The 24,325-nt window shown below is 70.9% G+C and carries 20 protein-coding genes; 13 read left to right on the top strand and 7 right to left on the bottom strand.

The window, feature by feature from the left end:
* Positions 1-194 precede the first annotated feature (194 nt).
* Positions 195-2,765, top strand: coding sequence for a cell wall-binding repeat-containing protein (locus N1028_RS07285; protein WP_259526266.1), 2,571 nt, complete (start codon positions 195-197; stop codon positions 2,763-2,765).
* A 66-nt stretch (positions 2,766-2,831) separates the two neighbouring features.
* Here the strand turns inward: N1028_RS07285 and N1028_RS07290 are convergent, their stop codons facing one another.
* Genes N1028_RS07290 through N1028_RS07300 form a run of 3 tightly spaced genes read right to left on the bottom strand, consistent with a single transcriptional unit; the run spans position 2,832 to position 4,290 of the window.
* The gene (locus N1028_RS07290; RefSeq protein WP_259526267.1) at positions 2,832-3,125 is read right to left on the bottom strand and encodes a hypothetical protein; all 294 of its coding nucleotides are present in this window, start codon (positions 3,123-3,125) and stop codon (positions 2,832-2,834) included.
* The gene (locus tag N1028_RS07295) at positions 3,122-3,727 is read right to left on the bottom strand and encodes an Asp23/Gls24 family envelope stress response protein (RefSeq protein ID WP_259526268.1); all 606 of its coding nucleotides are present in this window, start codon (positions 3,725-3,727) and stop codon (positions 3,122-3,124) included. Before N1028_RS07295 ends, N1028_RS07290 begins: the two co-directional genes overlap by 4 nt.
* Complete coding sequence (locus tag N1028_RS07300; RefSeq protein WP_259526269.1) at positions 3,724-4,290, bottom strand: RNA polymerase sigma factor; 567 nt, start codon at positions 4,288-4,290, stop codon at positions 3,724-3,726. The genes N1028_RS07295 and N1028_RS07300 overlap by 4 nt, the downstream gene beginning before the upstream one ends.
* A gap of 126 nt (positions 4,291-4,416) precedes the next feature.
* On the opposite strand from N1028_RS07300, the gene N1028_RS07305 reads away from it, so the two are divergent.
* The 9 genes from N1028_RS07305 to N1028_RS07345 all read left to right on the top strand — a co-directional run bounded on the left by N1028_RS07305 (position 4,417) and on the right by N1028_RS07345 (position 12,554).
* Positions 4,417-5,337, top strand: coding sequence for a ribokinase (locus tag N1028_RS07305; RefSeq protein ID WP_259526270.1), 921 nt, complete (start codon positions 4,417-4,419; stop codon positions 5,335-5,337).
* On the top strand, positions 5,334-6,335 hold the full coding sequence (locus tag N1028_RS07310; RefSeq protein ID WP_259526271.1) for an ABC transporter permease: 1,002 nt from the start codon (positions 5,334-5,336) through the stop codon (positions 6,333-6,335). The genes N1028_RS07305 and N1028_RS07310 overlap by 4 nt, the downstream gene beginning before the upstream one ends.
* A gap of 62 nt (positions 6,336-6,397) precedes the next feature.
* Positions 6,398-7,429, top strand: a complete 1,032-nt coding sequence (locus tag N1028_RS07315; RefSeq protein ID WP_259526272.1) for a sugar ABC transporter substrate-binding protein — start codon at positions 6,398-6,400, stop codon at positions 7,427-7,429.
* Positions 7,429-9,006 (top strand): sugar ABC transporter ATP-binding protein, encoded by a 1,578-nt coding sequence (locus N1028_RS07320; protein ID WP_259526273.1) that lies wholly within the window; start codon positions 7,429-7,431, stop codon positions 9,004-9,006. Before N1028_RS07315 ends, N1028_RS07320 begins: the two co-directional genes overlap by 1 nt.
* 58 nt (positions 9,007-9,064) lie before the next feature.
* Complete coding sequence (gene rbsD / locus N1028_RS07325) at positions 9,065-9,520, top strand: D-ribose pyranase (RefSeq protein WP_259526275.1); 456 nt, start codon at positions 9,065-9,067, stop codon at positions 9,518-9,520.
* A gap of 59 nt (positions 9,521-9,579) precedes the next feature.
* Complete coding sequence (deoC, locus tag N1028_RS07330; RefSeq protein WP_259526276.1) at positions 9,580-10,287, top strand: deoxyribose-phosphate aldolase; 708 nt, start codon at positions 9,580-9,582, stop codon at positions 10,285-10,287.
* 77 nt (positions 10,288-10,364) lie between these two features.
* A complete protein-coding gene (locus N1028_RS07335) occupies positions 10,365-11,129 on the top strand; it encodes a GntR family transcriptional regulator (RefSeq protein ID WP_259526277.1) in 765 nt (254 codons plus the stop codon).
* A 67-nt stretch (positions 11,130-11,196) separates the two neighbouring features.
* Complete coding sequence (locus N1028_RS07340; protein WP_259526278.1) at positions 11,197-11,787, top strand: RNA polymerase sigma factor; 591 nt, start codon at positions 11,197-11,199, stop codon at positions 11,785-11,787.
* Between the two features lie 164 nt (positions 11,788-11,951).
* Entirely contained in the window at positions 11,952-12,554 is a 603-nt protein-coding gene (locus N1028_RS07345; RefSeq protein ID WP_259526280.1) for a hypothetical protein, read from the top strand.
* Between the two features lie 862 nt (positions 12,555-13,416).
* Here N1028_RS07345 and N1028_RS07350 read toward each other — a convergent pair.
* From N1028_RS07350 to N1028_RS07365, 4 genes are read right to left on the bottom strand one after another with little or no spacing between them, the layout of a single operon-like run.
* Entirely contained in the window at positions 13,417-14,232 is an 816-nt protein-coding gene (locus tag N1028_RS07350) for an ABC transporter ATP-binding protein (RefSeq protein WP_259526281.1), read from the bottom strand.
* Positions 14,229-15,323 (bottom strand): FecCD family ABC transporter permease, encoded by a 1,095-nt coding sequence (locus N1028_RS07355; protein ID WP_375163423.1) that lies wholly within the window; start codon positions 15,321-15,323, stop codon positions 14,229-14,231. Before N1028_RS07355 ends, N1028_RS07350 begins: the two co-directional genes overlap by 4 nt.
* Complete coding sequence (locus N1028_RS07360) at positions 15,320-16,393, bottom strand: FecCD family ABC transporter permease (RefSeq protein WP_259526283.1); 1,074 nt, start codon at positions 16,391-16,393, stop codon at positions 15,320-15,322. Before N1028_RS07360 ends, N1028_RS07355 begins: the two co-directional genes overlap by 4 nt.
* Positions 16,390-17,427, bottom strand: a complete 1,038-nt coding sequence (locus N1028_RS07365) for an iron-siderophore ABC transporter substrate-binding protein (protein ID WP_259526284.1) — start codon at positions 17,425-17,427, stop codon at positions 16,390-16,392. The genes N1028_RS07360 and N1028_RS07365 overlap by 4 nt, the downstream gene beginning before the upstream one ends.
* 197 nt (positions 17,428-17,624) lie before the next feature.
* On the opposite strand from N1028_RS07365, the gene N1028_RS07370 reads away from it, so the two are divergent.
* The 3 genes from N1028_RS07370 (at position 17,625) to fdhA (ending at position 24,290) form a co-directional block, all read left to right on the top strand.
* Positions 17,625-21,695 (top strand): Pls/PosA family non-ribosomal peptide synthetase, encoded by a 4,071-nt coding sequence (locus N1028_RS07370; RefSeq protein ID WP_259526285.1) that lies wholly within the window; start codon positions 17,625-17,627, stop codon positions 21,693-21,695.
* Positions 21,692-23,005, top strand: a complete 1,314-nt coding sequence (locus N1028_RS07375; RefSeq protein ID WP_259526286.1) for a M1 family metallopeptidase — start codon at positions 21,692-21,694, stop codon at positions 23,003-23,005. The genes N1028_RS07370 and N1028_RS07375 overlap by 4 nt, the downstream gene beginning before the upstream one ends.
* A gap of 64 nt (positions 23,006-23,069) precedes the next feature.
* On the top strand, positions 23,070-24,290 hold the full coding sequence (fdhA, locus tag N1028_RS07380) for a formaldehyde dehydrogenase, glutathione-independent (protein WP_259526287.1): 1,221 nt from the start codon (positions 23,070-23,072) through the stop codon (positions 24,288-24,290).
* Positions 24,291-24,325 lie beyond the last annotated feature (35 nt).

Consider the following 24,325-nt stretch of genomic DNA (forward strand, 5'->3'; position numbering starts at 1 on the left):
ATTACTCAGGCACATTGTGACCCCGCCCCTGCTGTCGGATCCAGATTCTCAGGCCGCGATCAGCCGAATAGTGCGGAGAACCGCAATGCGACCGCAGCCCAATCGTGCGGGAAACGACCTGGGCACGCCCCCCGGCGCGCTGTTAGCTTCCCCCACGAGACGGGTTCGTCTCCACGACGCAGGGGGTATTTCCGATGTCCGAGAGATCATTCGCAGAGAGGCTCGCCACGGTGGGTCTCGCCGTCGCGGCGGCGCTGTCGCTGACCGGCGTCGCCGCCGGTGTCGTGGCCACAGCGCCCCCGGCTGCAGCCGCGGGCAACACGGTCGTGTCGCTCACCTTCGACGACGGCAACGACGACCAGCTCGCCGCCGCCGCCACGATGAACGGCAAGGGCCTGAAGGGCACGTTCTACGTGATCTCGGGATCGGTGGGCCAACCCGGGTACTTCACCCAGGCGAACCTGCAGACCCTCTACGCGTCGGGGAACGAGATCGGCGGGCACACCGTGCACCACCAGGATCTCACCACGCTCTCCTCCGTCGACATCTCCCGGGAGGTGTGCAACGACCGGGTCAACCTCACCGGTTGGGGGTTCCCGGTGACGAGCTTCGCCTACCCGTTCGCCGCCGTGAACGACGCCGCCCAGGCAGAGGTGGCCGCCTGCGGTTACAACAGTGCTCGCGGCCTCGGCGACCTCAAGACACCGCCGGGCACCGGATGCCCCGACTGCGACGTCTCGGAGTCCATCCCGCCGGCGAACCCCATGCTCACCGCGGCCGCCGACCAGGTCGACAGCACCTGGGACCTGGCCGCGCTGCAGTCGCGGGTCACCCAGGCCGACGCCGTCGGAGGATGGGTGCAGCTCACCTTCCACCACATCTGCGCCTCCACGTGCGACACGGCTCCCGCCAACGCGACCATCAGTGCCGAGCTGTTCGACCAGTTCACGACCTGGCTGGCGGACTGGCAGACCGCGGGCAACGGCGCGGTCAAGACCGTGAACGAGGTCGTCGGCGGCGCCGTGAAGCCCGTCGTGGCCGGCCCGCCGCTGGCCCCACCGCCCGGGCCCGGCGAGAACGGCGCCCCCAACCCGAGCCTCGAGACCCCGGGCACCGTCACCGATCTGCCCGCCTGCTGGTGGGGATCGCAGTTCGGCACCAACAGCCCCGTGTTCTCGACCGTGTCGCCCGGGCGCACCGGCAGCGTCGCCCAGAAGGTCACCATGACGAACTACGTCGACGGCGATGCGAAGCTGCTCGCGATGTTCGACGAGTCCGGATGCTCGCCGAGCGTCACACCGGGAGCCACCTATTCGATGCGGGCGTTCTACATGTCGACCGCCAACACCCAGTTCGCCGTCTACACCCGGAGCACGGCCGGGGTCTGGTCGTACTGGACCTCGAGCCCGCTGTTCCTGCCCGCCTCGATCTACACCGAGGCGAACTACACGACCCTGCCGATCCCCGCCGACGTCACGGGCATCAGCTTCGGGCTGAACATCACGGCCAACGGTGAGCTCATCACCGATGACTACGCCTTCTACGACAGCAACGGAGCGCCGCTCTACGCCCTCAGCCCCGTGCTGCCGACGGTGGCGGGCACGGCGAAGGTCGGCCAGGTGCTGACAGCCACCGTGGCGCCGTGGGCCCCCGCACCCGTCGACCTCGCCTACCAGTGGAATGCCGCAGGCGTCGCGATCGCCGGGGCCACCGCGCTGACCTACACGCCCGTGGCGACCGACGTCGGCAAGGCGATCACCTTCACCGTCAACGGCACGAAGGCCGGCTACGACCCGCTGTCGGCGACCTCCGTGGCGACGGCGCCCGTGGTGACCGCCGTGCCGCCGACGAACCCGCCCACCCCGGGCACGAGCATCCGCTATGCGGGAGCCGACCGGTACGCCGTGGCGGCCGCGGTCTCGGCCGGTGTGTTCTCACCCGGTGTCGCCGTGGCCTACGTGGCCTCGGGCGAGACCTTCCCCGACGCCCTCTCGGGCGGAGCGGCTGCCGGAAAGCTCGGCGGGCCGGTGCTGCTGGTCACGAAGGACTCGGTGCCCCCAGCAGTCAAGGCCGAACTCGACCGTCTGAATCCGCAGAAGATCGTGGTGCTCGGCGGGATCGACACCATCTCGGCGGCGGTCGTGAACGCGGTCAAGCCCTATGGAACCACGAGCAGGGTCTCGGGCGCCGACCGCTACGCCACCTCGGCCGCGATCTCGGCGAGCGTGTTCGCACCGAACGCACCCGTCGTCTACGTGGCCTCCGGGCTCACCTTCCCCGACGCCCTCTCGGGCGGCGCGGTGGCCGGAAGGCTGGGTGCACCCGTGCTCCTGGTGTCCCAGAACAGCGTTCCGGCCGTCATCGCGACCGAGCTCGCCCGCCTCAAGCCCGCGAAGATCGTGGTGCTCGGCGGCACGGCGACCGTCTCGGAATCCGTCAAGGCGACCCTGCAGAAGTCGGCACCGACGACACGGATCGCGGGAGCCGACCGCTATGCGGTCTCGGCCGGGATCTCGAAGAGCGCGTTCTCGGCGGGAGTCCCCGTGGTCTACGTGGCGTCGGGCCAGACGTTCCCGGATGCGCTCTCGGGCGCGGCGGCCGCGGCGAAGCAGGGCGGGCCGGTGCTCCTGGTCACCCGGGACTCCATCCCGTCGACGGTCGCCGCCGAGCTCGACCGACTCAACCCGAAGAAGATCGTGGTGCTCGGCGGCACGGCCTCCGTGTCGGCCGCGGTCGCCACGGCGCTCAACGCCTACCTGACCTAGCAGGCGGGCCGACGGGAACCGGCCGCCGATCGCCTCTCGGCGGTCGGCGGTCTCGTCGTGCCGGGCTCAGCCGACCTGCGCCACCAGGATCCGGATGCGCGGCGTGAGGGAGGCGGCGGCCAGGTGGTCGGCCAGCGCGGCGTAGACCGCGCGGCAGGTGGCGACGGCCGGAGCCGACGCGCTCACGCCGATGGTGAGCGTGACGTCGTCGTCGGTGACGATGACCGCATCCGGAGCGGTGCCCGTGACCAGCCCGATGGCGGTGCCGATCACCGCTCCGGGCGCGTTCAGGGTCGGAAAGACCCCGGTCACCCCCGGCACGGCCTCGGCGACCGACTGCAGCTCGCTCGCGAGACTCATCGCTCCTCCTCCGCGTCATCGCCGGCGGGCGGCCGCGGCGGGGCATGGTGCACGTCGACGACCGTGACGTCGACGGCAGCGATCAGGAGATCGGTGTGCAGCGCGAGGGCCGAGCGCACGGCCTCGCGGAGGAGCTCGGTCGTGGCCGGGATCGGGTGACCGAAGTAGGCGGTGGCTTCGAGGGCGACCGTGATGGGCTCGCCCGGCACGGTGACGTCGCCCTCGAGCGCGGTGCGGCCCACGATGAGCCCGTCGACCGTGTCGGCGGCGGCGCGCACGAGGCCGCGCACCGAGCCCTCGGTGATGCCGAGGTCGGCGGCGGGGTCGGGGTGCTCGATCGGGATGCGCCTCCCGGCCCTGGCCTCGCGGCCGATGTTGGCCAGGATGCCGCCGATCCAGTTCTCGTCCGGTTCCGGCTCCTCCGATGCCTCGGCCTCGAGCAGCCGGAGCGACGCCGAACGGAGCCGCTCGAGAGCGTCGAGGGCGATGCGGCAGCCGGGGGAGTTCTCGATCGAGGGGTCGTAGGGCTTGCGGTCGGCATCGAGGTAGTCGCTGAGCTCTTCGATCGTGTGCCCGTCGAGATCGTCGCGGTCGTCGTTCATCGCCATCCCTCCATCTCCCGGATCAGATTCTTGCGTGCGCGTGCGATCAGGCCCCTGACGGTCGACACGGGGAGTTCCAGCTCCGCGCCGATGTCGATGTAGCTGTAACCCGCGATCTCACGCAGCACCCAGCAGCGGCGTTGATCCTCCGGCAGCTCGGAGAGGGCCCTTGAGAGCGCTTCATCGAGCGAGGCGGCCTGCGCCTTCGCATGCGGTGACTGCGACTCGGGCGCCGCGTACTCGGCCACCGCGTCGATGTCGGCGTGCTCACGACGCCGACGGATGCGGTCGATGCTGCGGTTGCCCACGATGCGCATGAGCCAGGTCTTGACGCTCGCAGGGTCGGCGAGCTCGGGCAGCTTCGACCAGGCCTGCACGAAGGCCTCCTGCACCACGTCGTCGACATCCGCGTTCGAGTTCAGGATGCGGCGGGCGTACACGCGCATCAGCCGGCCGTACCGGCGCACGATGGCCTCGAACGCGCGCACGTCGCCCTCGGCGGCGCGTACGGCGAGGGTGCGGTCGTCGGCCTCGTCGAGGTCGCGCGGCCGGATCTCACTCATCACCCCATCCAACACCCTGGCGCGCGGGATCGGGTGCGGATCTTCTTCCGCCTTGACACTGGACATCTATGGACATATTGTCTTCATGTTCACAGTTGTTCATGCACAAGGAAGTGGCGCGATTCAATGAAGATCGCAGTGGTCGGCAGCTACGGCGCCGGACTGACAATGCGGGTGCCGAAGGCGCCCGGGGCCGGGGAGACGGTCTCAGGCGGATCGTTCGATGAGGGTCCAGGCGGCAAGGGCTCGAACCAGGCCATCGGAGCCGCGAGGCTCGGAGCCGAGGTGGCGTTCCTCACTGCCATCGGCGACGACGCGTTCGGTCGTGCCGCCGTCGGGCTCTGGCACGACGAGGGGATCGACGCGTCGAAGGTCGTCACCGGCCGGGGTGCCACCATGGTGGGCTTCATCCTCGTCGAGCCTTCGGGCGAGAACCGCATCGCGATCGCCTCCGGCGCCCTCGACGAGCTCGACGCCTCCGCGGTGCGGAGCTTCGCCGATGAGATCGCGGCAGCCGACGTGCTCGTGGTCTCGATGGAGATCCCCGAGGAAGCGGTGCTGGAGGCACTCCGGATCGGCCGCGAGTGCGGCACGACCACGGTGCTGAACCCCGCACCGGCCCGCCCGCTGCCCACGGAGGCCTGGGCCCTGATCGACGTCATCACCCCCAACCAGACCGAGGCGCCGGTGCTGCTCGGCCTCGCAGCCACGAAGACAGCCGGTGACGAGGAGCTCGTGCGGGCACTGCAGGAGCGCACCCGCGGGTGCGCCATCCTCACCAGGGGCGCCGGCGGTTCCCTGCTCTGCGAGGCCGACGGGACCGTCACCGTGATCGACCCCGTTCCCGTGGCCCACGTGGTCGACACCACCGGCGCCGGCGACTCCTACACCGCGGCCCTCGCGGTGGCGATCGGCGAGGGCAGGCCGCTCGCCGAGGCGGCCCGGTTCGCTGCGGCTGCCGGCGCCCACGCCGTCACGATCGCGGGCGTCATACCGTCGCTCCCCACCCGTTCCGACCTGCCCTCCCCGATTGGAAGCACCCGATGACCACCGCCACCGCACCGACGCGCTCGGCCTCCTTCGATCCGCGCAAGCTCCTCCGTGCACGGGAGGCGGGTGTCTTCGCCGCCCTCGTGCTCCTGTTCGTGCTCGGCGTGGTGCTCTCGCCGAGCTTCGTGCAGCCGGGCAACCTGCTCTCGGTCGGCCAGCAGGTGGCGCAGATCGGGATCATGGCCGTGGGCGCGACCTTCGTGATCATCAACGGCGAGATCGACCTCTCGGTGGGCTCGATCTACGCGCTCTCGGCCATCACGACCGGTATGGCGATCGCCGCAGGCACCCCCTGGCCGCTCGCGATCGGGATCGGCGTCGTCGTCGGCGCGGTGGCCGGCCTCCTCAACGGGCTCGCGGTGGTGCTGCTCGGGGTGCCCTCGTTCATCGTGACCCTCGGCAGCCTCAGCATCTTCCGCGGTGCCGCCCTGCTCATCTCCGACGGCGCCCCGATCTCGCTCTCCAGCGAGCAGCCCGGCGTGGCCGAGTTCACCCTCATCGGTCAGGGGCGGCTGTTCGGCGTGGTGCCGATGCAGCTCATCATCTTCGCCGCGATCGCCGCAATCGGCATCATCCTGCTCTCGCGCTCCCGGCTCGGCTTCAACACCTACGCGGTGGGTGGCAACCAGGAGTCGGCGCGGCTCGTGGGCATCCACGTCAAGCGCGTGAAGCTGACGGCCTTCGTGCTCTCCGGCGTCACGGCGGGCATCGCGGGCGTGCTCGGCCTCTCGTTCCTCTCCTACGTGCAGGGCGTCACCGGAACGGGCCTCGAGCTCACCGTCATCTCGGCCGTGATCATCGGAGGCGCGGCGCTGTTCGGCGGCTCCGGAACGATGTGGGGCACCATCATCGGCGTCGTCTTCATCGGACTGCTGCAGAACATCCTCAACATCAACGGGATCTCGTCGTTCTGGCAGACCGTCGTGACCGGCCTCGTGATCGTGGCGGCCGTCGCCGCCGACACCTGGCAGCGCAAGCGCAAGACCAGGGCCTGATCCCTCCCGACTCGCACCACCACCATCCCGAACAGCACCAGGACATCAACGAAGGAGTGACCATGTCCATCACACGCACCGCCCGCAGGCTTCTGGCCGTCGGGGCGATCGCCGCCACCACCGCACTCGCCGTGAGCGGCTGCGGAGCCATCACCACGGGCAACGAGCCCGCCGCGGGTGGCGACGGCGGCTTCCAGCTCGCCGGCTACATCCAGGAGCGGATCGACTCCGGCGAACCGCTGCGCATCAAGCTCAGCTACCACGACCCCTCGCTCGCCTTCGCGACCCCGATCAGCGCGGGCATGGACCGAGCCGGGGAGGAGCTCGGCGCCGACGTGCAGCTGATCGGACCCACCGGAGGCGACGCCGCCAAGCAGGTCTCCGAGCTGCAGACGCTCATCCAGCAGGAGTCCGTCGACGGCCTCGCGGTCTCGTCCGCCTCGAGCGATGCCCTGAAACCCGTCATCGCCCAGGCCTACGACGCCGGCATCCCGATCATCTCGTTCAACACCGACAACCCCGACTCGAAGCAGATGGGCTTCGTGGGCCAGGACCTCAAGGCCTCCGGCCAGTCCGAGGCCGAGGAGCTCGTGACGCTGCTCGGCGAGGGCGCGACCGGCAAGGTCGTCGTGTTCTCGCTCGACACCGGCGCCGGCTGGTCGAACGACCGCTTCAGCGGCTTCGAGGAGGGCATCTCGGGCTCCGGCCTCGAGGTGATGGGGCCGGTGAACGTGGGCAACGAGCCCAACGCCGCCTACAACACCGTGGAGTCGACCATGGCGGGCGCCGGCGACGTCGTCGCGATCGCGGGCCTGGACTGCTGCAGCACCACGGCCGCCGCGAAATGGGTCGAGCAGTCGGGCAACACCGGGAAGATCACCATGGTCGGCTTCGACCTGCTGCCGCAGACCGCCGACTTCGTGAAGAACGGGGTGGTCTCGTTCACGATCAGCCAGAACCCCGAGGAGCAGGGCTACCAGGCGGTGAAGGTGCTCTACGACTTCCTCGTCGACGGCACCGAGATCTCGGGCGTCGACACCGGTGCCCAGTTCATCTCGGCCGAGAACCTGGCTGAAGCGACGGTGGAAGGCTGATGACCGCGCTCCCTCCGCTCGCCGAGCGCGCCGGCACGGCCGGGGCGACCGCCCCCGCCATCCGCATCGAGCACCTCAGCCGCAGTTTCGGCCCGGTGCGCGCCCTCGAGGACGTGAGCTTCGACGTGACCCGCGGCGAGGTGACCGCTCTGCTGGGCGAGAACGGTGCGGGCAAGTCGACGCTGCTGAAGATCCTCGCCGGCCTCCAGCCGCCGAGCGGAGGGAGCGTCACCGCCTTCGGCGACGCCGTCGACTCGTACGACCCCAACACCATGCTCACCCGCTACGGAATCGCGATCGTGCCCCAGGAGCTCTCGCTCCTGCCCGATCGGAGCGTCGCCAAGAACATCCTCGCCGGCATCGAGCCGGGCAACCGGCTGTTCCCATCCCGACGGCGGATGATCGAGCGTGCGGTCGAGCTCCTCGGCGAGCTCGACCTCCGAGTCGACCCCGATGCGCCCGTCCGCACCCTCGACCTCGCCACCCAGCAGCTCGTGGTCGTCGCCCGCTCGATCGCCCGCGACTGTCGCGTGCTCATCCTCGACGAGCCCACGGCGATGCTCACCCCGGCCGAGTCCGATCGGCTGTTCGCGCTCATGGCGACCCTCAAGGCGAAGGGCACCACCATGGTCTACGTCTCGCACCGCATGCCCGAGGTCTTCCAGCTCGCCGACCGCATCGAGGTGCTCCGCGACGGCAGGCACGTCGCCTCGTGGCGCCGCGAGGAGGTGACTCCCGAGCAGGCGGTCGCCGCCATGGTCGGTCGCGAGCTCGGTCGGTTCACGAGCCGTGCCGAGCTCTCACCGGCGGCCACGGCGGCGGACGGTCGCCGCGCCGCGCCCGCCCTGCGGGTGTCGGGCCTCAGCGGGCGGCGCCACCACGGTGTCGACCTCGAGGTGCGGCCGGGGGAGATCCTCGGCATCGCCGGCCTCCCGGACAGCGGCCGGGTCGAGCTGCTGCACAACCTCTTCGGCGGCGACAAGGGCACCGGCGGCACCGTCGAACTGCTCGGTGCACCCTATGAGAACCGCAGCACCATCGCGAGCGTCGACCGCCGCCTCGGCTTCGTGCCGGGAGAGCGGCGTGCTCAGGGCCTGCTCACGACGATGAGCGTGGCCGAGAACGTGGGCGTGCTCACCGTCAAGGCGCTCACCCGGGCGGGGCTCGTGCGCCGCAGCGCCTTCGAGAAGAACGCCGCCACCCTCGCCCAGGGCTTCCGCGTGAAGACCGCGTCGATGGACCAGCCGATCACGAACCTCTCCGGGGGCAATCAGCAGAAGGCGATGCTCGCCAGGTGGATCGCCATCGACCCCGCCGTGCTCATCCTCGACGAGCCCACCCGCGGGGTGGATGTGGGCGCCAAGGCCGAGATCTACGAGCAGCTGTTCGCCCTCGCCGATCGCGGCGTGGCGATCATCTGCTCCTCCTCCGACCTGCCCGAGCTCCTCACGGTGACCGACCGGATCGCCGTGATGGCCGAGGGCCGTGTCGTCGACGTGGTGCCCACCAGGGCCGCGACCGAGGAGTCGATCATGACCGCCGCCACCGGCGCCGTGACGCACCCTGCCACCGCCTGAACCGCGCCTGCAGAACCCCGAACCAGCCCGTATCCGTCAGACCCGGAAGGACACCACCATGAAGCGCACCGGAATCCTCAACGCCCCGCTCAGCGGAGCCCTGGCCACCCTCGGCCACACCGACCTGATCCTCGTGGTCGACGCCGGCTTCCCCATTCCGGAGGACGCGAACCGCATCGACCTCGCGATCGCCGAGAACCTTCCGGACCTCCGCACCGTGCTCGCACTCATCGCCCGCGAGCTCGTGGTCGAGGGCGTCGTGCGGGCCGAGGACGTCCCCTCGAACAACCCCCGCCTCGACGAGTGGCTGAAGTCCACCTTCGACGGGGCCGAGTTCACCACCCGCAGCCACGCCGACGTGCTCGGCGAGCTCGCCCGGCAGGCCAAGGTCATCGTGCGCACCGGGGCCTTCGAGCCCTGGGGCAACATCGGCCTCTTCTGCGGCGTCGACGTTCCGAGATGGTTCGGCGGCGACGGCGTGATCGCGCCCTCCTACTACGCCGACAAGCTCTGACACCCCTCCCATCTTCGGGCGGCATCCGCCACCCGCCGAAAGAAAGCGAAATCCCCATCGTGACCGACACGACCACGAGCCCTCTCGAGCTCACCCCGGCCGAACTCGCCCCCTACATCCAGCACACCAAGATCGAGCTCGGCTCCACCCGTGACGAGATGATCGCACACGCCCGCGAGTCGGCGGAGCACGGCTTCAACGCCGCCATGGTGCCCGCATCCTGGGTGCCGCTCGTCGCCGCCGAACTGAGGGGCACAGGCGTGGGCATCGCCTCCGCGCTCGACTTCCCCACCGTGGGCGTCATGACGAGCGCGGGCAAAGCCGCCGAGGCCGCCGAGATCGCGCGCCTCGGCGCCACTCAGCTCGACATCGGAGTGCAGATCGGATGGCTGAAGAGCGGCATGTTCGACGAGTTCCGGGAGGACATCGCCGGCGTCGTGCGCGCCTCCGGCATCCCGGTGAAGGTGATGCTCGAACTACCGCTGCTCACCGAGGCCGAGAAGGAGGCCGCCGTGGAGCTCTCGATGGAGGCCGGCGCCGCCTACCTCAAGAACGCCTCGAGCGGCGCCGTCGAGGTGGCGAACCCCGACAGCGTGCGCTACCTCGTGGAGCGCGCCCGCCCCGGCGTGCTCGTGAAGGCCTCCGGCTCGATCAAGAGCTTCCCGCAGGCGAAGGCCCTGCTCGCGGCGGGCGCAGTGCTGCTCGGCACGAGCGCCGGGATCTCGATCATCACCGACACCGGCGACGACGCGACCTCGAGCTACTGACCGACCGGTTCCGGCCCTGAGCATTTGCGCTCCGGGCCGGAACCTCATAGACATGCCTCTAGGGGGCAGGAGGATCCATGACCGGCAGCGAGCCGACGATCGCCGACGCGGCCATCAACCGCGAAGCCCCCGTGGCGATCCATGCCCAGATCTCGGAGCGCATCCGCAACCGGATCGCGCGCGGGGAGTGGCCCGCCCACTACCGGCTGAAGAGCGAGCCGGAGATCGCCGCCGATCTCGGCGTGAGCCGGGGAACGGTGCGCCGAGCGCTCGCCACCCTGATCGAGGAGGGGCTCCTGCGCCAGGTGCGCGGGCGGGGCACCTTCGTGACCTCGATGACCTTCGAGCCCTCCATCGCCCAGCGGCTCTCGACCCTTTCCGAGGACTTCTCGGCGCAGGGGATCCTCTTCGACACCTCGGTGCTGTTCCATGGGCTCGTGGCCCCGCCGCAGCCCGTCGCGGCTCTCCTGGACCTCCCGGTCTCGGGCACGGTGTTCCAGCTCGACCGGCTGCGCTCCACCGGCGGATCGGCCGTCACCCTGCTCGGCAACTTCGTGCGCAGCGACCTCGTTCCGGGGATCGACGACTTCGACTTCGCGGGCGCGAGCCTCTTCGGCACCCTTGAGGGCCACTACGGGCTGAAGATCGGCACGGCCAGGCGCACCTTCAGCGCCGAGGCCGCCACGGAGGCCGTGGCCGAGGCGCTCGCGGTTCCCGTGGGGGCGCCTGTGCAGTACCTGCAGCAGGTGACGTACCTCACCGACGGACGACCGATCGAGTACTCGGACGTGTGGATCCAGAGCGAGCGGCTCAAGGTCACCTCGCTGCTGTCGCGGCGCTAGGCATCGCCTCGGCGGCTGGATTCAGGTTCGGATGTCACATTCCGAAGCCCCGAGGACATTACAGAATATGCAGCAAGAATCGGGGTCGAGCGAGGTCTCGCTGTGGACCGCCTGCCGAGAAGGCGACCAATCGGCCTTCGGCTGCCTCTTCGACCTTCACAAGGACCGGGTGTTCCGCCATGCATTTCGACTTCTGGCAGACAGAAGCGATGCGGAGGACATCTTGGGAACGGTGTTCTTCGAGTTGTGGCGCAAACGCGACACCGTCCACGTCGTCGACGGTTCTCTACTGCCGTGGCTCCTGCTCACCGCGACGAACTCAGCGCTGAATCTGCGGCGTGCGACACGCCGCTATCGACACCTCCTGAGCAGGCTCCCGCGTGAAGACCACGAGCTCTCCGCCGAAGATCAGGTATATCTGCGCTCGAACGGCCTGAGTCCTGAGCTGGACGATGCTCTTCGCGGATTGAACCCGACAGACCAGGGGCTCGTCGCACTCGTGATCATCGAGGGCTACCCGATCGCCGAAGCCGCGATGGCGTTGGAGATCGGTCCCTCGGTCGCCCGTAAACGATTGTCGCGCCTGCGCGTCAGACTTCGCGAGAGTCTCTCCGGCGCATCCACAGTCGACCTCGCCCTCGAAGGGAACGGATCATGAACGAACCGATAGTGAGCCAGAAGTTTGCGGATGCGCTGCGCATTGCTCTGATGGAGAATGCAGTCCCCTCGCGGCGGCCGGCGCGCCGACGGTTGTGGATGGGGACTGCGGCAGTCGCGGTGCTCGCGCTGACAGGAACTGCGGGAGTGGCGGCGGCTCGCCTCATGGCACCACCCGGGACTCCCATCGAGGCTTCCCTCTCCGAGGCCGTGCACGGGACGTTCATCGGCACCGGCACCCTCGACCTGGGCCCCGTTCCGGAGGGCGCGACCCACATCAAGATCATCGTGACGTGCCTCAGCCCGGGAACATTCACCTTCGGAGAATTCGGCACGATGACGTGCCGGGAGCCAGACGTGAACGACCAGACGTGGGGCGCTGTGCCCTTGGGCCTCGATCAACAACACACCATCACTCTGGAGACATCTCCGACGGCGTCCTGGTCCATATCGGCCCACTACACGAAGACTGTCGAGACCGAGTGGGGCGTGAACGAGGCGGGTCAGACCTTCGGTGCGCCGAAGGGCGACAGCAATCCCGACCTCATCCCCGTGACGGCCACGAACGGAGAACGCGGATACCTGCGCCTGGAGGACTACGAGTCGGACGACCTGGAGGGCTGGACGATGGAGGACGCAACCGAGTTCATCGAGGGCGCCAACCGCCTCGACCGCCACCTGCCCGTCTACGAATCCGACGGATCCACGGTGATCGGCGAGTTCCTGCTCCCTGGAACGGACTCCTCCCTGGTCTTCCGCCAGCGGTAGTTGACGAAAGCTCAGTTAAGTTGGCATGATGGTCGTGCCCAGCCATCGGCCGATCAACGGGGGACTTAATGTCAGCACGAGACAAAGTGCGGTTGCGCGCTCGGCGGCAGACGGCGTCGGCCATCGCGGCGACTGCGGTCGCCGCCGTCATCGTCACGTCTGCAAGCAGCGCGAGCGCTCAGACGGGACCGGTCACCGGGTGGTCCACGGGACTGAATCACTTCGTCTATTTCAACCAGGCGAACGTCAATGTCCTCGGCGCGAGCGCGGTGACGTTCGCTTCGTCACGGGGCATTCCGACTCCGAACCAGTATGCAGTCGCGAAGGCTCAGCTGCTCGACGAGTGGGGCGTCTATTGTGTCGGCCCCCAGGTCTTCAGCTCGTACCCGAATGGGGCGGCTTCGACGTCGTGTCATATCAATCACACATCGTTCGCTTCGCAAGGGATCGTGTGGGGTTGGACGGGTGTCCAATGGCGCAAGCAGACCACGTATCGTCTTTGGTACGACCGCGGGGCCGGTGCGCGCGGAGCGACAACACGGGACGAAACGCCTGAGTGGCCGGTGAACGCGACAGGACAGACGTACGGGAACGGCGCCCTCGCCGCATCCGCCGAGGAATTCCCCGACCTGATCACCGCCACCGCCACGAACGGTCAGCGCGGATATGTGGTGAACGCCGACCTGAACGAGGCGTCGGGGGAGGGCGTCCTCGCGCAGGGGTGCTTCGCCGGATTCGGTCTCTGCCTGGATGGAAGGCGCTGCGGGCGGCGACCGCACTCTTCCCGTGTACGACTCCGACGGGTCGACGGTCCTGGGGGAGTTCCTCATCCCCGCCGCCGAAGTGACCGAGTAGGGGAGCCTCAGGCGCCGGCCGGGGCTATCGCGTGGTGGCGGCCGATGGGGAGCATGAGGGGCTTGCCCGAGACCGGGTCGGGGATGACGCGGCTGTCGAGGCCGAACACCGTGCGCACGACATCCTCGGTGAGCACCGCGGTGGGGTCGCCCGCCGCGTGCACCCGGCCGCCCGCGAGCGCCACCAGGTGGTCGGCGTAGCGCGCAGCGAGGTTGAGGTCGTGCAGCACCATCACGATCGTGGTGCCGCGCCGCCGGTTGAGGTCGGTGAGGAGGTCGAGCACCTCCACCTGGTGGCTCACGTCGAGGAACGTCGTCGGCTCGTCGAGCAACAGCAGCTCGGTCTGCTGGGCGAGGGCCATGGCGATCCACACCCGCTGGCGCTGGCCGCCGGAGAGCTCGTCGACGGGGCGGTCGGCGAGGCCCGCGGTGTCGGTCGCGTCGAGGGCGTCGGCCACCGCCGCGTCGTCGGCGGCGCTCCAGCGCGTGAAGATGCCCTGGTGCGGATGCCTGCCCCGGCCCACGAGATCCGACACCGTGATGCCCTCGGGTGCGATGGGCGACTGCGGGAGGAGCCCCATGGTGCGGGCGAGCTGCTTGGCCGGCATCCGGTGCACCTCCTTGCCGTCGAGCAGCACGTGACCGGTGCGCGGCGCGAGCAGTCGCGACATGGAGCGCAGCAGCGTGGACTTGCCACAGGCGTTGGCGCCCACGATGGCGGTCACCCTCCCGGGCGGCACCTCGAGGTCGAGCCCCTCGATGACCGTGCGGTCGCCGTAGCCCAGCGAGAGCGCCTCGGCGGTCAGGCGGTGGTCGGTGGTCACAGGGAGCCTCCCCGGCGGTTGGAACGGATGATGAGGTAGATCAGGTACGGCGCCCCGAGCACACCCGTGATGACACCGACCGGGTAGCGCGTGCCGAACGCGAACTGGCCCACGAAGTCGGCCACGAGCACGAGCAGCGCCCCCACGAGCCCTGCCGGCACGAGCAGCGGCGTGCCTGGGCCGACGAGACGCGACGCGATGGGCCCGGCGAGGAACGCCACGAACGCGATCGGTCCGCACGCCGCGGTGGCGAAAGCGATGAGGCCCACGGCGGTGACGATCGCGATGAGCCTCGTGCGATCCACCCGCACCCCGAGGGCCGACGCGGTGTCGTCGCCGAGCTGCGTGGTGCCGAGGTTTCGGGACTGGCCGAGCAGCACCGGCGTGAGCACGGCGAGGGCCACGACGACGGGCACGACCTGCGACCAGCTCGTGCCGTTGAGGCTGCCGGTGAGCCAGCGCTCGGCCTCCTGCAGATCCCACTGCGCTGCCTGGGAGAGCACGTACGCCGTGATGCTGTTGAGCATCGCCGCCATGCCGATCCCGATCAGGATGAGCCGGGTGCCGGCCACACCGCTGCGATACGAGAGCGCGTAGATCAGGATGGCGACGACGAGCCCCGCCACGATGGCGAACGCCGACACCGCCGTGGAGCCGAGCGAGAGCGTGACGATGGCGAAGGCCGCCGCGGCGCTCGCGCCGGAGCTGATGCCGATGATGTCGGGGCTCGCGAGCGGATTGCGGAGCATCGTCTGGAAGGTGACGCCGCCGAGGCCGAAGCAGAGCCCTGCGAGCACCGCGAGGCTCGCCCGGGGCAGGCGCAGGCGGCCGACCGTGAACGTGGCACCGGGCACGTCGCCGCCGAACATGACGGTGACGACGTCTGCCGGCGGGTAGAAGGTCTTGCCCACCATGAGGGAGACGGCGAACACCACCAGGATGAGGGCGCTGAGCACGGCGATGACGATGCCGGCCCGCCGGTGGCGGAGCCGACGGCTGCGGGCCACCGCCTGCGCGGTCGAGAGGCTGGGGGAATCGTCGCGCGCCTCGGCGGGTGGTGTGCCCTCGCCCGCCGCGATGACCGCGCTCACAGGGCTCGCACCTTCTGCCGCCGCACGATCCAGATGAACACCGGCGCCCCGATGAGCGCCGTGATGATGCCCACGTCGATCTCGGAGGGCCGAGCCACGATGCGGCCGAGCACGTCGGCGCCCGTGAGGAGCGCCGCACCGACGACGGCCGAGAACGGCACCAGCCCGCGGTGGTCGACGCCCACGATGAGCCGGCAGGCGTGCGGCACCACGAGGCCGACGAACGCGATGGGTCCGCACACCGCGGTGGCGGCACCGCACAGCACGACCGAGCCGAGGGCCGCGGCGCCGCGGGTGAGGGCTACGCGCTCGCCGAGGCCGGCCGCGAGCTCGTCGCCGAGGGCGAGGGAGTTGAGGCCCTTGGCCGAGAGCAGGCAGATGACGAATCCGGCCAGCAGGAAGGGCAGCACCTGGTTCAGGGCCGTGAAGGTGGCTCCGCCCACGCCGCCGATGAGCCACGCCCTGGCGGCCTCGCCGATGTCGGCGCGCGGCAGCACGACGGCGCTGATGAACGAAGCGAGCGCGGCCGAGGTGGCGGCCCCCGCGAGAGCGAGCTTGAGCGGTGTGGCACCGCCGCGCCCGAGGGAGCCCACGGTGTAGACGAAGACGGCCGCGACGGCGGCGCCGCCGATGGCGACCCAGATCTGGGTGGTGGCCGAGGAGAGCCCGACGAAGGCGATGAACGTCACGACGGCGAGCGAGGCGCCCATGTTGATGCCGAGCACGCCGGGGTCGGCGAGCGGATTGCGCGTGACGCCCTGCATGACGGCTCCCGAGACGGCGAGGGCTGCGCCGACGAGCACCGCCACGAGGGTGCGGGGGATGCGGGTGGCGACGGCGGCGGGGCCGAAACCCTCGGTCTGCCCGCCGAGCGCGGAGAGCACGTCGCCCCACTCGACCTCGCGGGAGCCGACGAGCACGGAGGCCGCCATGACGGCACCGAGCACCGCGAGCGAGATGACGAGCCCGAGGGCGCGCACGCGCCTCGGGCGCCGCACGACGGCGGCGCCCGAGGGAGGAGGCGGGGTGGCGGTCTTCAGGGCCGTCACCGCATCCGGGACTCGGCTCACTTGGCCTTGTCGGCGGCCGCGGCCAGCAGCTCGAGGTAGTCGTCGAGCACCCACGAGATCGACAGCGGGGTGGGGTTCGCGGCGGTGCCGAGCGGGCTCGTGCCCGGGAGGCTCACGATCGAGCCGTTCGCCACGGCGGGCACCTGCGAGAGCAGCGGGTCGCCCTCGAGGGTCGTGACGAGGTCGTCGCCGCCGTAGGTGACGATGAGGTCGACGTCGGCGAAGGTGTCGGCCTGCTCCGAGCTCACCGTGAGCGAGAAGTTCTCGGTGGTGGCGGAGGCATCGGCGATGCTCTTCGGGGTCGACAGGCCGAGGTCCTCGAAGAAGGCGGCGCGGGTGTCGTGCGTCGTGTAGAAGCTGACCTCGCTGAGGTCGGCGGTGTCGACGTGGGTGAGGAACATGGCCGAGGTGCCCTCGAGCTGCGGGTACTCCGCAGCCGAGTCGGCGATCTCCTGCTCGAGCTCGGCGATGAGGGCGTCGCCCTCCTCGGCGAGGCCGAGGCCCTCGCTGTTGAGGTGGATCATGTCGCGCCACGAGGTTCCCCACGCGGTCTCGGGGTAGGCCACGACGGGGGCGATCTCGCTCAGGGTGTCGTAGTCCTCCTGCGTGAGCCCCGAGTAGGCGGCGAGGATGACATCCGGAGCGGTGTCGGCCACGGCCTCGAAGTCGATGCCGTCGGTCTCGTCGAACAGCACGGGCGTCTCGGCGCCGAGCTCCTCGAGCTTCTCGTCGACCCAGGGCAGCACGCCGTCGCCGTCGTCGTCGCCGAAGTTGGCCGCGGCCATGCCGACGGGCACGATGCCGAGGGCGAGCGGCACCTCGTGGTTGGCCCAGTTGACGGTGGCGACGCGCTCGGGCTTCGTCTCGATCGTGGTGGTGCCGAGGGCGTGCTCGATGGTGATGGGCGTGAACTCCGTGTCCCCACCGGCGGCGGCGGAGCCGTCCGAACCGGAGGAGGGGGTGGAGCACGCGGCGAGGCCGGCGGTGAGCAGGGCTGCCGTCGAGAGAGCGAGCAGTCGAGAAGCGCGGGGCATGGGGGCCTTTCGGTTAGGATTGCCTAACCGAACCTAGTCGACGTCGAGATGGCCTGCAAATGGGTCGCCTCGAAGTGTGACATCTGAGGTCCGGCGCACGTCCTACAAGACGGGCGCCCCATCCGTCCCCCACCGGGTGGGGCGCTCCTCGCGCCTCGCGCGATCGTCGTTAACCTTCCTGGTGCACAATGTCCGCCATGCCCGACAGCACCCCGCACCTCCAGCCCGAACTCGACCGGGCCTCGGGGGCGGCGTCACCCCGCACCCTGATCGACGTGCTGCGAGCCGCGACGGCGCGGAATCCCGAGGCATCGGCCCTGGAGGATGCGCAGGGTGCCCTGAGCTACCGCGAGCTGATGGCGCGCGTGCATGCGACCGCCGCCGAGCTCCACGAGGCCGGTGTGCGGCGCGGTGACCGCGTCGGCATCCGGATGGAATCGGGGCGGCGCGAGCTCTACATCGCCATCCTCGCGGTGCTCGCGGCAGGTGCCGCCTACGTGCCGGTCGATGCCGACGACCCCGAGGAGCGGGCCGAGCTCGTGTTCGGCGAGGCGCGCGTAGCGGGCATCATCACGGGCACGGGGGAATTCGCCCCTGCGGAGACGGAGACGGAGACCGCGCCGGAGCGGGCGGCCAGGCTCTTCGCCCGTGGCGAGCCGCACGCGAGCACGGCGTCGCTCCCCGTGGTCTCGCCGCCCGAGCCCGAGGACGACGCCTGGATCATCTTCACCTCCGGCTCCACGGGCACCCCCAAGGGTGTGGCCGTGACCCACCGCTCCGCCGCCGCCTTCGTCGACGCCGAGTCGCAGCTGTTCCTCACCGGGGAGCCGATCGGCCCCGGCGACCGTGTGCTCGCGGGGCTCTCGGTGGCCTTCGACGCCTCGTGCGAGGAGATGTGGCTCGCCTGGGCGCACGGCGCCTGCCTCGTGCCCGCGCCGCGCTCGCTCGTGCGCAGCGGCATGGACCTGGGGCCCTGGCTCGTGACCCGCGACATCACGATCGTCTCGACCGTTCCCACGCTCGCGGCCCTCTGGCCCGTGGAGTCGCTCGAGAACGTGCGGCTGCTCATCTTCGGCGGTGAGGCCTGCCCGCCCGAGCTCGGCGAGCGGCTCGCGAGCGGCGGCCGGGAGGTCTGGAACACGTACGGGCCCACCGAGGCCACCGTGGTCGCGTGCGCCGCGCCGCTCGGCGGCCCGGGACCGGTGCGGATCGGGCTCCCGCTCGAGGGCTGGACCCTCGCGGTGGTCGACGGCGACGGCGCCCGTGTGGCCCCCGGCGAGGTCGGCGAGCTCATCATCGGGGGAGTGGGCCTCGCGCGCTATCTCGACCCCGAGAAGGATGCCGAGAAGTACGCCGCCATGCCCTCGCTCGGCTGGGAGCGCGCCTATCGCAGCGGCGACCTCGTGCGCTACGACCCCGAGGGACTCGTGTTCCAGGGCCGCGCCGACGACCAGGTGAAGGTGGGCGGCCGGCGGATCGAGCTCGGCGAGATCGAGTCGGCCCTGCAGGGCCTCCCGGGGGTCTCGGGTGCCGCCGTGGCGGTGCGCACGACCGGCGCGGGCAACCAGGTGCTCGTGGGGTACGTCGTGGCGGCCGATCCGGCGTCGTTCGACCGGGAGACCGCCGTGGCGCGGCTGCGCGAGGAACTGCCGGCGGCGCTCGTGCCGCTCGTGGCCGTGCTGGAGGACCTCCCCACCCGAACCTCCGGGAAGGTCGACAAGGCCGCCCTGCCCTGGCCGCTGCCCGCCGGCGCCGGCTCCGGCGACGCCTCGGAGGGCGAGGGCGGCTTCGGGCCCGACGCCGATCCGATGCTCGTGCGGGTGGCCGGGCTCTGGACCGACGTGCTCGGCGTGCCGGTCACCGACCCGGCCGCCAACTTCTTCGACCTCGGCGGCGGCTCGCTCGCGGCGGCCCAGCTCGTGGCCGGCCTCCGCCGCATCGACCCGGGCTTCACGGTCGCCGACGTGTACTCCCATCCGCGCCTCGGTGCCGTGGCCGCCGAGCTCTCGGTGCGGGTCGGTGCGGCGGATGCTGACGAGGCCGACACCGCCGGCGGGCGGGCCTCCTCAGCGCCCGTGGCCGAGACCCCGCTCCGGATGCGCGTGCTGCAGACCCTGCTCGGCATCCCCCTGTTCGTGCTCGCGGGCCTGCGCTGGCTCGTCTACCTCTTCACCGCCACGGCCGTGCTCACGGCCGTCGGCGGCTTCGGCTTCCTGCCGACCGTGCCGCTCTGGCTCCTGATCGTCGGTCTCGTGCTCTTCGCCACGCCGTTCGGCCGCATGGGCATTTCAGTCATCGCCTCGCGGCTGCTCCTCCGGGGCCTCCGCCCCGGCAACCACCCGCGGGGCGGCCGGTGGCACCTCCGACTCTGGCTCGCCGAGCAGATCGCGCACCAGGTCGGAGCCGTGAGCCTCGCCGGAGCGCCGTGGATCAACTACTACGCCCGCGCCCTCGGCGCCCGCATCGCCGACGACGTCGACCTGCACTCGCTGCCGCCGGTCACCGGCATGCTCACGGTGGGTCGCGGCGCCTCGATCGAGCCCGAGGTCGACCTGTCGGGCTACTGGATCGACGGCGACACGGTGCGGGTGGGCGCGGTGCGCGTGGGCGCCGGCAGCACGGTGGGCGCCCGCAGCTCGCTGCTGCCGGGCACCCGCATCGGCAAGCGCGCCGAGATCGAGGCCGGCTCCTCGGTCTTCGGGCGCGTGCCCTCCGGACAGCGCTGGGCAGGCTCGCCCGCCCGTCGCGTGGGCAAGGCCCGCGACTGGTGGCCGTCCGCGCGCCCTGCTCGCGGCTCCAGGTGGCTCGTGGCCTACGGCGCCTCCTCGGTGGTGATGGCGGCTGTTCCGCTCATCGCCTACGCCTCGGGCGGCGCGGTGCTCGCCGTCTTCCTCCGCGACTCCGCCACCCTCGGCGAGGCCGCCGGCCGGGCCGCGCTCGGTCTCGTGCCCGGCGTGCTCGTGGCCGGCGTCGTGCTCGCCGGGCTCGTGCTCGTGCTCACCCGGCTCCTCGGCCTCGGCGTCTCCGAGGGGGTGCACGCCGTGCGCGGCCGCGTGGGCTGGCAGCTCTGGGCCACCGAGCGCCTGCTCGACCTCTCGCGCACCGTGCTCTTCCCGCTCTACTCCGGTCTCTTCACCCCCGTCTGGCTCAGGCTCCTCGGCGCCCGCATCGGGCGCGACGTCGAGGCCTCGACCGTGCTTCTCATCCCCGCCATGACCACGGTGCACGACGGCGCCTTCCTCGCCGACGACACGCTCGTGGGCGCCTACGAGCTCGGCGGCGGCTGGATGCGCGTGGCGCGCGCCCAGATCGGCGAGCGGGCCTTCCTCGGCAACTCGGGCATGGCCGCGGCCGGGCACTCCGTGCCGCGGGACGGCCTCGTGGCCGTGCTCTCGGCCGCTCCCCGCAAGGCGAAGGCGGGCTCGTCGTGGCTCGGCTCCCCGCCCGTGCGCCTCCGCCGCACGGTCAACGCCGCCGACGCGAGCCGCACCTACGCCCCGCCGGCCCGGCTCAAGGTCGCGCGCATCCTGTGGGAGCTCCTGCGCATCGTGCCGGTCATCGTGACCTGCGCCCTCGGCGTCTCGGTGCTGTTCGTGCTCGCCGCCCTCACCGCGTGGGCGGGGGTGCTCGTGGCGGCACTGCTCTCGGGCGTGGTGCTGCTCGCGGCCGGAGCGGTGGCCGCGGCCGTCAGCACCGTGGCCAAGTGGGTGCTGATCGGGCGGATCCGGGCCGGTGAGCATCCGCTCTGGTCGTCGTTCGTGTGGCGGAGCGAGGTGTCGGACACCTTCACCGAGATGGTCGCCGCACCCTGGTTCGCCGAGGCCGCCGCCGGCACCCCCGCCCTCGTCTGGTGGCTGCGGAGCCTCGGTGCGAGGATCGGCCGGGGCGTCTGGATCGACACCTACTGGCTGCCTGAGGCCGACCTCGTGACCCTGGGGGACGCCACGACGGTCAACCGCGGATGTGTGGTTCAGACGCATCTGTTCCATGATCGAGTGATGAGCCTCGACACGGTCACCCTCGACGACGGCGCCACGCTCGGCCCGCACAGCGTCATCCTGCCCGCCGCCCGCATCGCCGCGCAGGGCACCGTGGGGCCCGCCTCGCTCGTGATGCGGGGGGAGCTCGTGCCCGAGGGCAGCCGCTGGAGCGGCAACCCGATCGGGCCGTGGCGCGAGGTGCGCACCTCCGACTACGGCGCGCACCCGCCGACGCCGGCCGACGCCGGGGCCGGGGCCGGATCCGCCGTGCGCACGGTGGTCGCGTGACCGGGCGCGGTGTCGCATTCTCCGGGGATCCCTACACGCCGGGCATCGGCACCTGGTCGTACCGCGTGCACTCCTACGACCTCGAGCTCGACTACCGGATCGAGACGAACCGCCTCGACGGCGTCGCCCGGATCAGCGGCGAGGCCGTCGTCGACCTCCCCGCCATCCTGCTCGACCTCTCGAAGCTCAAGGCCACGAAGGTCCGGCTCGACGGCAGGCGGCTGCAGCGGATCACGCAGAACACGCACACCCTCACCGTGCGGCCGGATGCACCCATCCCGGCCGGCACCCGCTTCGAGCTCGAGATCGAGTACGGCGGCAGGCCGGGCCCCCGCAGGAGCGCGTGGGGCCCGATCGGCTGGGAGGAGCTCGCCGACGGCGTGCTCACGGCCTCGCAGCCCTCGGGTTCGTCGACCTGGTTCCCCTGCAACGACCGGCCGGGCGACAAGGCGAGCTATCGCATCCGCCTCACCGCCGACCAGGACTACACCGTGGTCTGCAGCGGCACCCTCACCGAGCAGCGCACCCGGAGCGGGCGCACCACCTGGGTCTACGACCAGCCCCGGCCCACGGCCGCCTACCTCGCGACCGTGCAGATCGGGCAGTACCTGCGGCGGACAGACGACTCCGGCGCCGTGCCCGTCGACTACGCGTTCCCGGCCGAGCTCGAGGGGCGGCTGCGGGCCGACTTCTCGCCGCTGCCGCACATGCTCGACTTCTTCGCGCGGGAGTTCGGCCCGTACCCCTTCGACCGCTACGGCGTGGTCGTGACCGCCGACGAGCTCGAGATCCCGCTCGAGGCGCAGGCGATGGCCATCTTCGGGGCCAATCACGTCGACGGCGCGGGCGGATCCGAGCGGCTGATCGCGCACGAGCTCGCGCATCAGTGGTTCGGCAACAGCGTGGGCGTGGCGGCCTGGAAGGACATCTGGCTCAATGAGGGCTTCGCCTGCTACGCCGAGTGGCTGTGGTCGGAGGAGCGCGGCGGGTCACCGGCGGCGCAGCTCGCCCAGGAGCACTACCTGCGGCTGCGGCAGGCGCCGCAGGACCTCGTGATCGGCGAGCCGGGGGCTGCCTCGATGTTCGACGACCGCGTCTACAAGCGCGGCGCCCTCACGCTGCACTTCCTGCGCGCCGAGATCGGCGACCCCGCGTTCTTCGCGCTGCTGCAGGCCTGGACGAGCGAGCACGCGCACTCCACGAGCGACACCGCCGCCTTCGTGGCCCTCGCCGAGGAGCACGCGGGCCATCCGCTCGCCGCCTTCTTCGACGCCTGGCTGAACCACCCCGCCCTGCCCTCGCTCGCCTGATTCGGCTAGTGTCGAGTGGACACGACGTGCCCCGTTCTGGGGCACCCGGATCAAGGAGGATCACGTGTCATCGAACAGAGCCGTCGCCTACAAGGGCCCTGGGGTCGTCGAGGTCATCGACATCGACTACCCCGAATTCGAGCTGAAGGACGGACCGGGGGTGAACCCGGCCAACGTGGGCCGGAAGGTCCCCCACGGCGCCATCCTGCGCACCGTCGCCACCAACATCTGCGGATCGGACCAGCACATGGTGCGCGGTCGCACCACCGCGCCCTCCGACCTCGTGCTCGGCCACGAGATCACCGGCGAGGTGGTGGAGGTCGGTCCCGACGTGGAGTTCGTGAAGGTGGGCGACATCGTCTCGGTGCCGTTCAACATCGCCTGCGGCCGCTGTCGCAACTGCAAGGAGCGCAAGACCGGCATCTGCCTGAACGTGAACCCGGATCGCCCCGGCAGCGCCTACGGCTACGTCGACATGGGCGGCTGGGTCGGCGGGCAGGCCGAGTTCGTGCTCGTGCCCTACGCCGACTGGAACCTGCTGGTGTTCCCGGACCGCGACCAGGCGCTCGAGAAGGTCATGGATCTCACGATGCTCTCGGACATCTTCCCGACCGGCTTCCACGGAGCCGTCACCGCGGGTGTCGGCGTCGGCTCCACGGTGTACGTCGCGGGAGCGGGCCCCGTGGGCCTCGCTGCCGCGACCGGTGCCATGCTGCTGGGTGCCGCCGCCGTGATCGTGGGCGACATGAACGAGGAGCGGCTGGCCCAGGCGCGCAGCTTCGGCTGCGAGACGATCGACCTCACGAAGGGCGACCCGGCCGAGCAGATCGAGCAGATCCTCGGCGTGCCCGAGGTCGACTGCGGCGTGGACGCCGTGGGCTTCGAGGCGCGAGGGCACGGCGGCGACTCGGGGCACGAGGCCCCGGCCACGGTGCTGAACTCGCTCATGGACATCACGGCCGCGGGTGGTGCCCTCGGCATCCCGGGCCTCTACGTCACGGGTGACCCGGGCGGCATCGACGACGCCGCCAAGAAGGGCGCGCTCTCGCTCAGCCTCGGCACGGGCTGGGCGAAGTCGCTCTCGTTCACCACCGGGCAGTGCCCCGTGATGAAGTACAACCGCGGGCTCATGATGGCGATCCTGCACGACAGGGTGCACATCGCGAAGAACGTCAACGCCACGGCGATCACGCTCGAGGATGCGCCGCGCGGCTACGCGGAGTTCGACGCGGGAGCCGCGCAGAAGTACGTGCTGAACCCCAACGGGTACCTCGACGCCGCGTAGGCGTTCCGGCGGGTTCTGCCGGGTTTCGGCGGGTC

The sequence above is a fragment of the Herbiconiux oxytropis genome (assembly GCF_024979315.1).
GTDB classification, from domain to species: domain Bacteria; phylum Actinomycetota; class Actinomycetes; order Actinomycetales; family Microbacteriaceae; genus Herbiconiux; species Herbiconiux oxytropis.

Excerpts from the sequence above, each read along its gene's own strand:
- N1028_RS07285 (WP_259526266.1), top strand. The coding sequence starts at position 195 with ATGTCCGAGAGATCATTCGCAGAGAGGCTCGCCACGGTGGGTCTCGCC.
- N1028_RS07290 (WP_259526267.1), bottom strand. The coding sequence starts at position 3,125 with ATGAGTCTCGCGAGCGAGCTGCAGTCGGTCGCCGAGGCCGTGCCGGGG.
- N1028_RS07295 (WP_259526268.1), bottom strand. The coding sequence starts at position 3,727 with ATGAACGACGACCGCGACGATCTCGACGGGCACACGATCGAAGAGCTC.
- N1028_RS07300 (WP_259526269.1), bottom strand. The coding sequence starts at position 4,290 with ATGAGTGAGATCCGGCCGCGCGACCTCGACGAGGCCGACGACCGCACC.
- N1028_RS07305 (WP_259526270.1), top strand. The coding sequence starts at position 4,417 with ATGAAGATCGCAGTGGTCGGCAGCTACGGCGCCGGACTGACAATGCGG.
- N1028_RS07310 (WP_259526271.1), top strand. The coding sequence starts at position 5,334 with ATGACCACCGCCACCGCACCGACGCGCTCGGCCTCCTTCGATCCGCGC.
- N1028_RS07315 (WP_259526272.1), top strand. The coding sequence starts at position 6,398 with ATGTCCATCACACGCACCGCCCGCAGGCTTCTGGCCGTCGGGGCGATC.
- N1028_RS07320 (WP_259526273.1), top strand. The coding sequence starts at position 7,429 with ATGACCGCGCTCCCTCCGCTCGCCGAGCGCGCCGGCACGGCCGGGGCG.
- rbsD (WP_259526275.1), top strand. The coding sequence starts at position 9,065 with ATGAAGCGCACCGGAATCCTCAACGCCCCGCTCAGCGGAGCCCTGGCC.
- N1028_RS07335 (WP_259526277.1), top strand. The coding sequence starts at position 10,365 with ATGACCGGCAGCGAGCCGACGATCGCCGACGCGGCCATCAACCGCGAA.
- N1028_RS07340 (WP_259526278.1), top strand. The coding sequence starts at position 11,197 with ATGCAGCAAGAATCGGGGTCGAGCGAGGTCTCGCTGTGGACCGCCTGC.
- N1028_RS07345 (WP_259526280.1), top strand. The coding sequence starts at position 11,952 with ATGGCACCACCCGGGACTCCCATCGAGGCTTCCCTCTCCGAGGCCGTG.
- N1028_RS07365 (WP_259526284.1), bottom strand. The coding sequence starts at position 17,427 with ATGCCCCGCGCTTCTCGACTGCTCGCTCTCTCGACGGCAGCCCTGCTC.
- N1028_RS07370 (WP_259526285.1), top strand. The coding sequence starts at position 17,625 with ATGCCCGACAGCACCCCGCACCTCCAGCCCGAACTCGACCGGGCCTCG.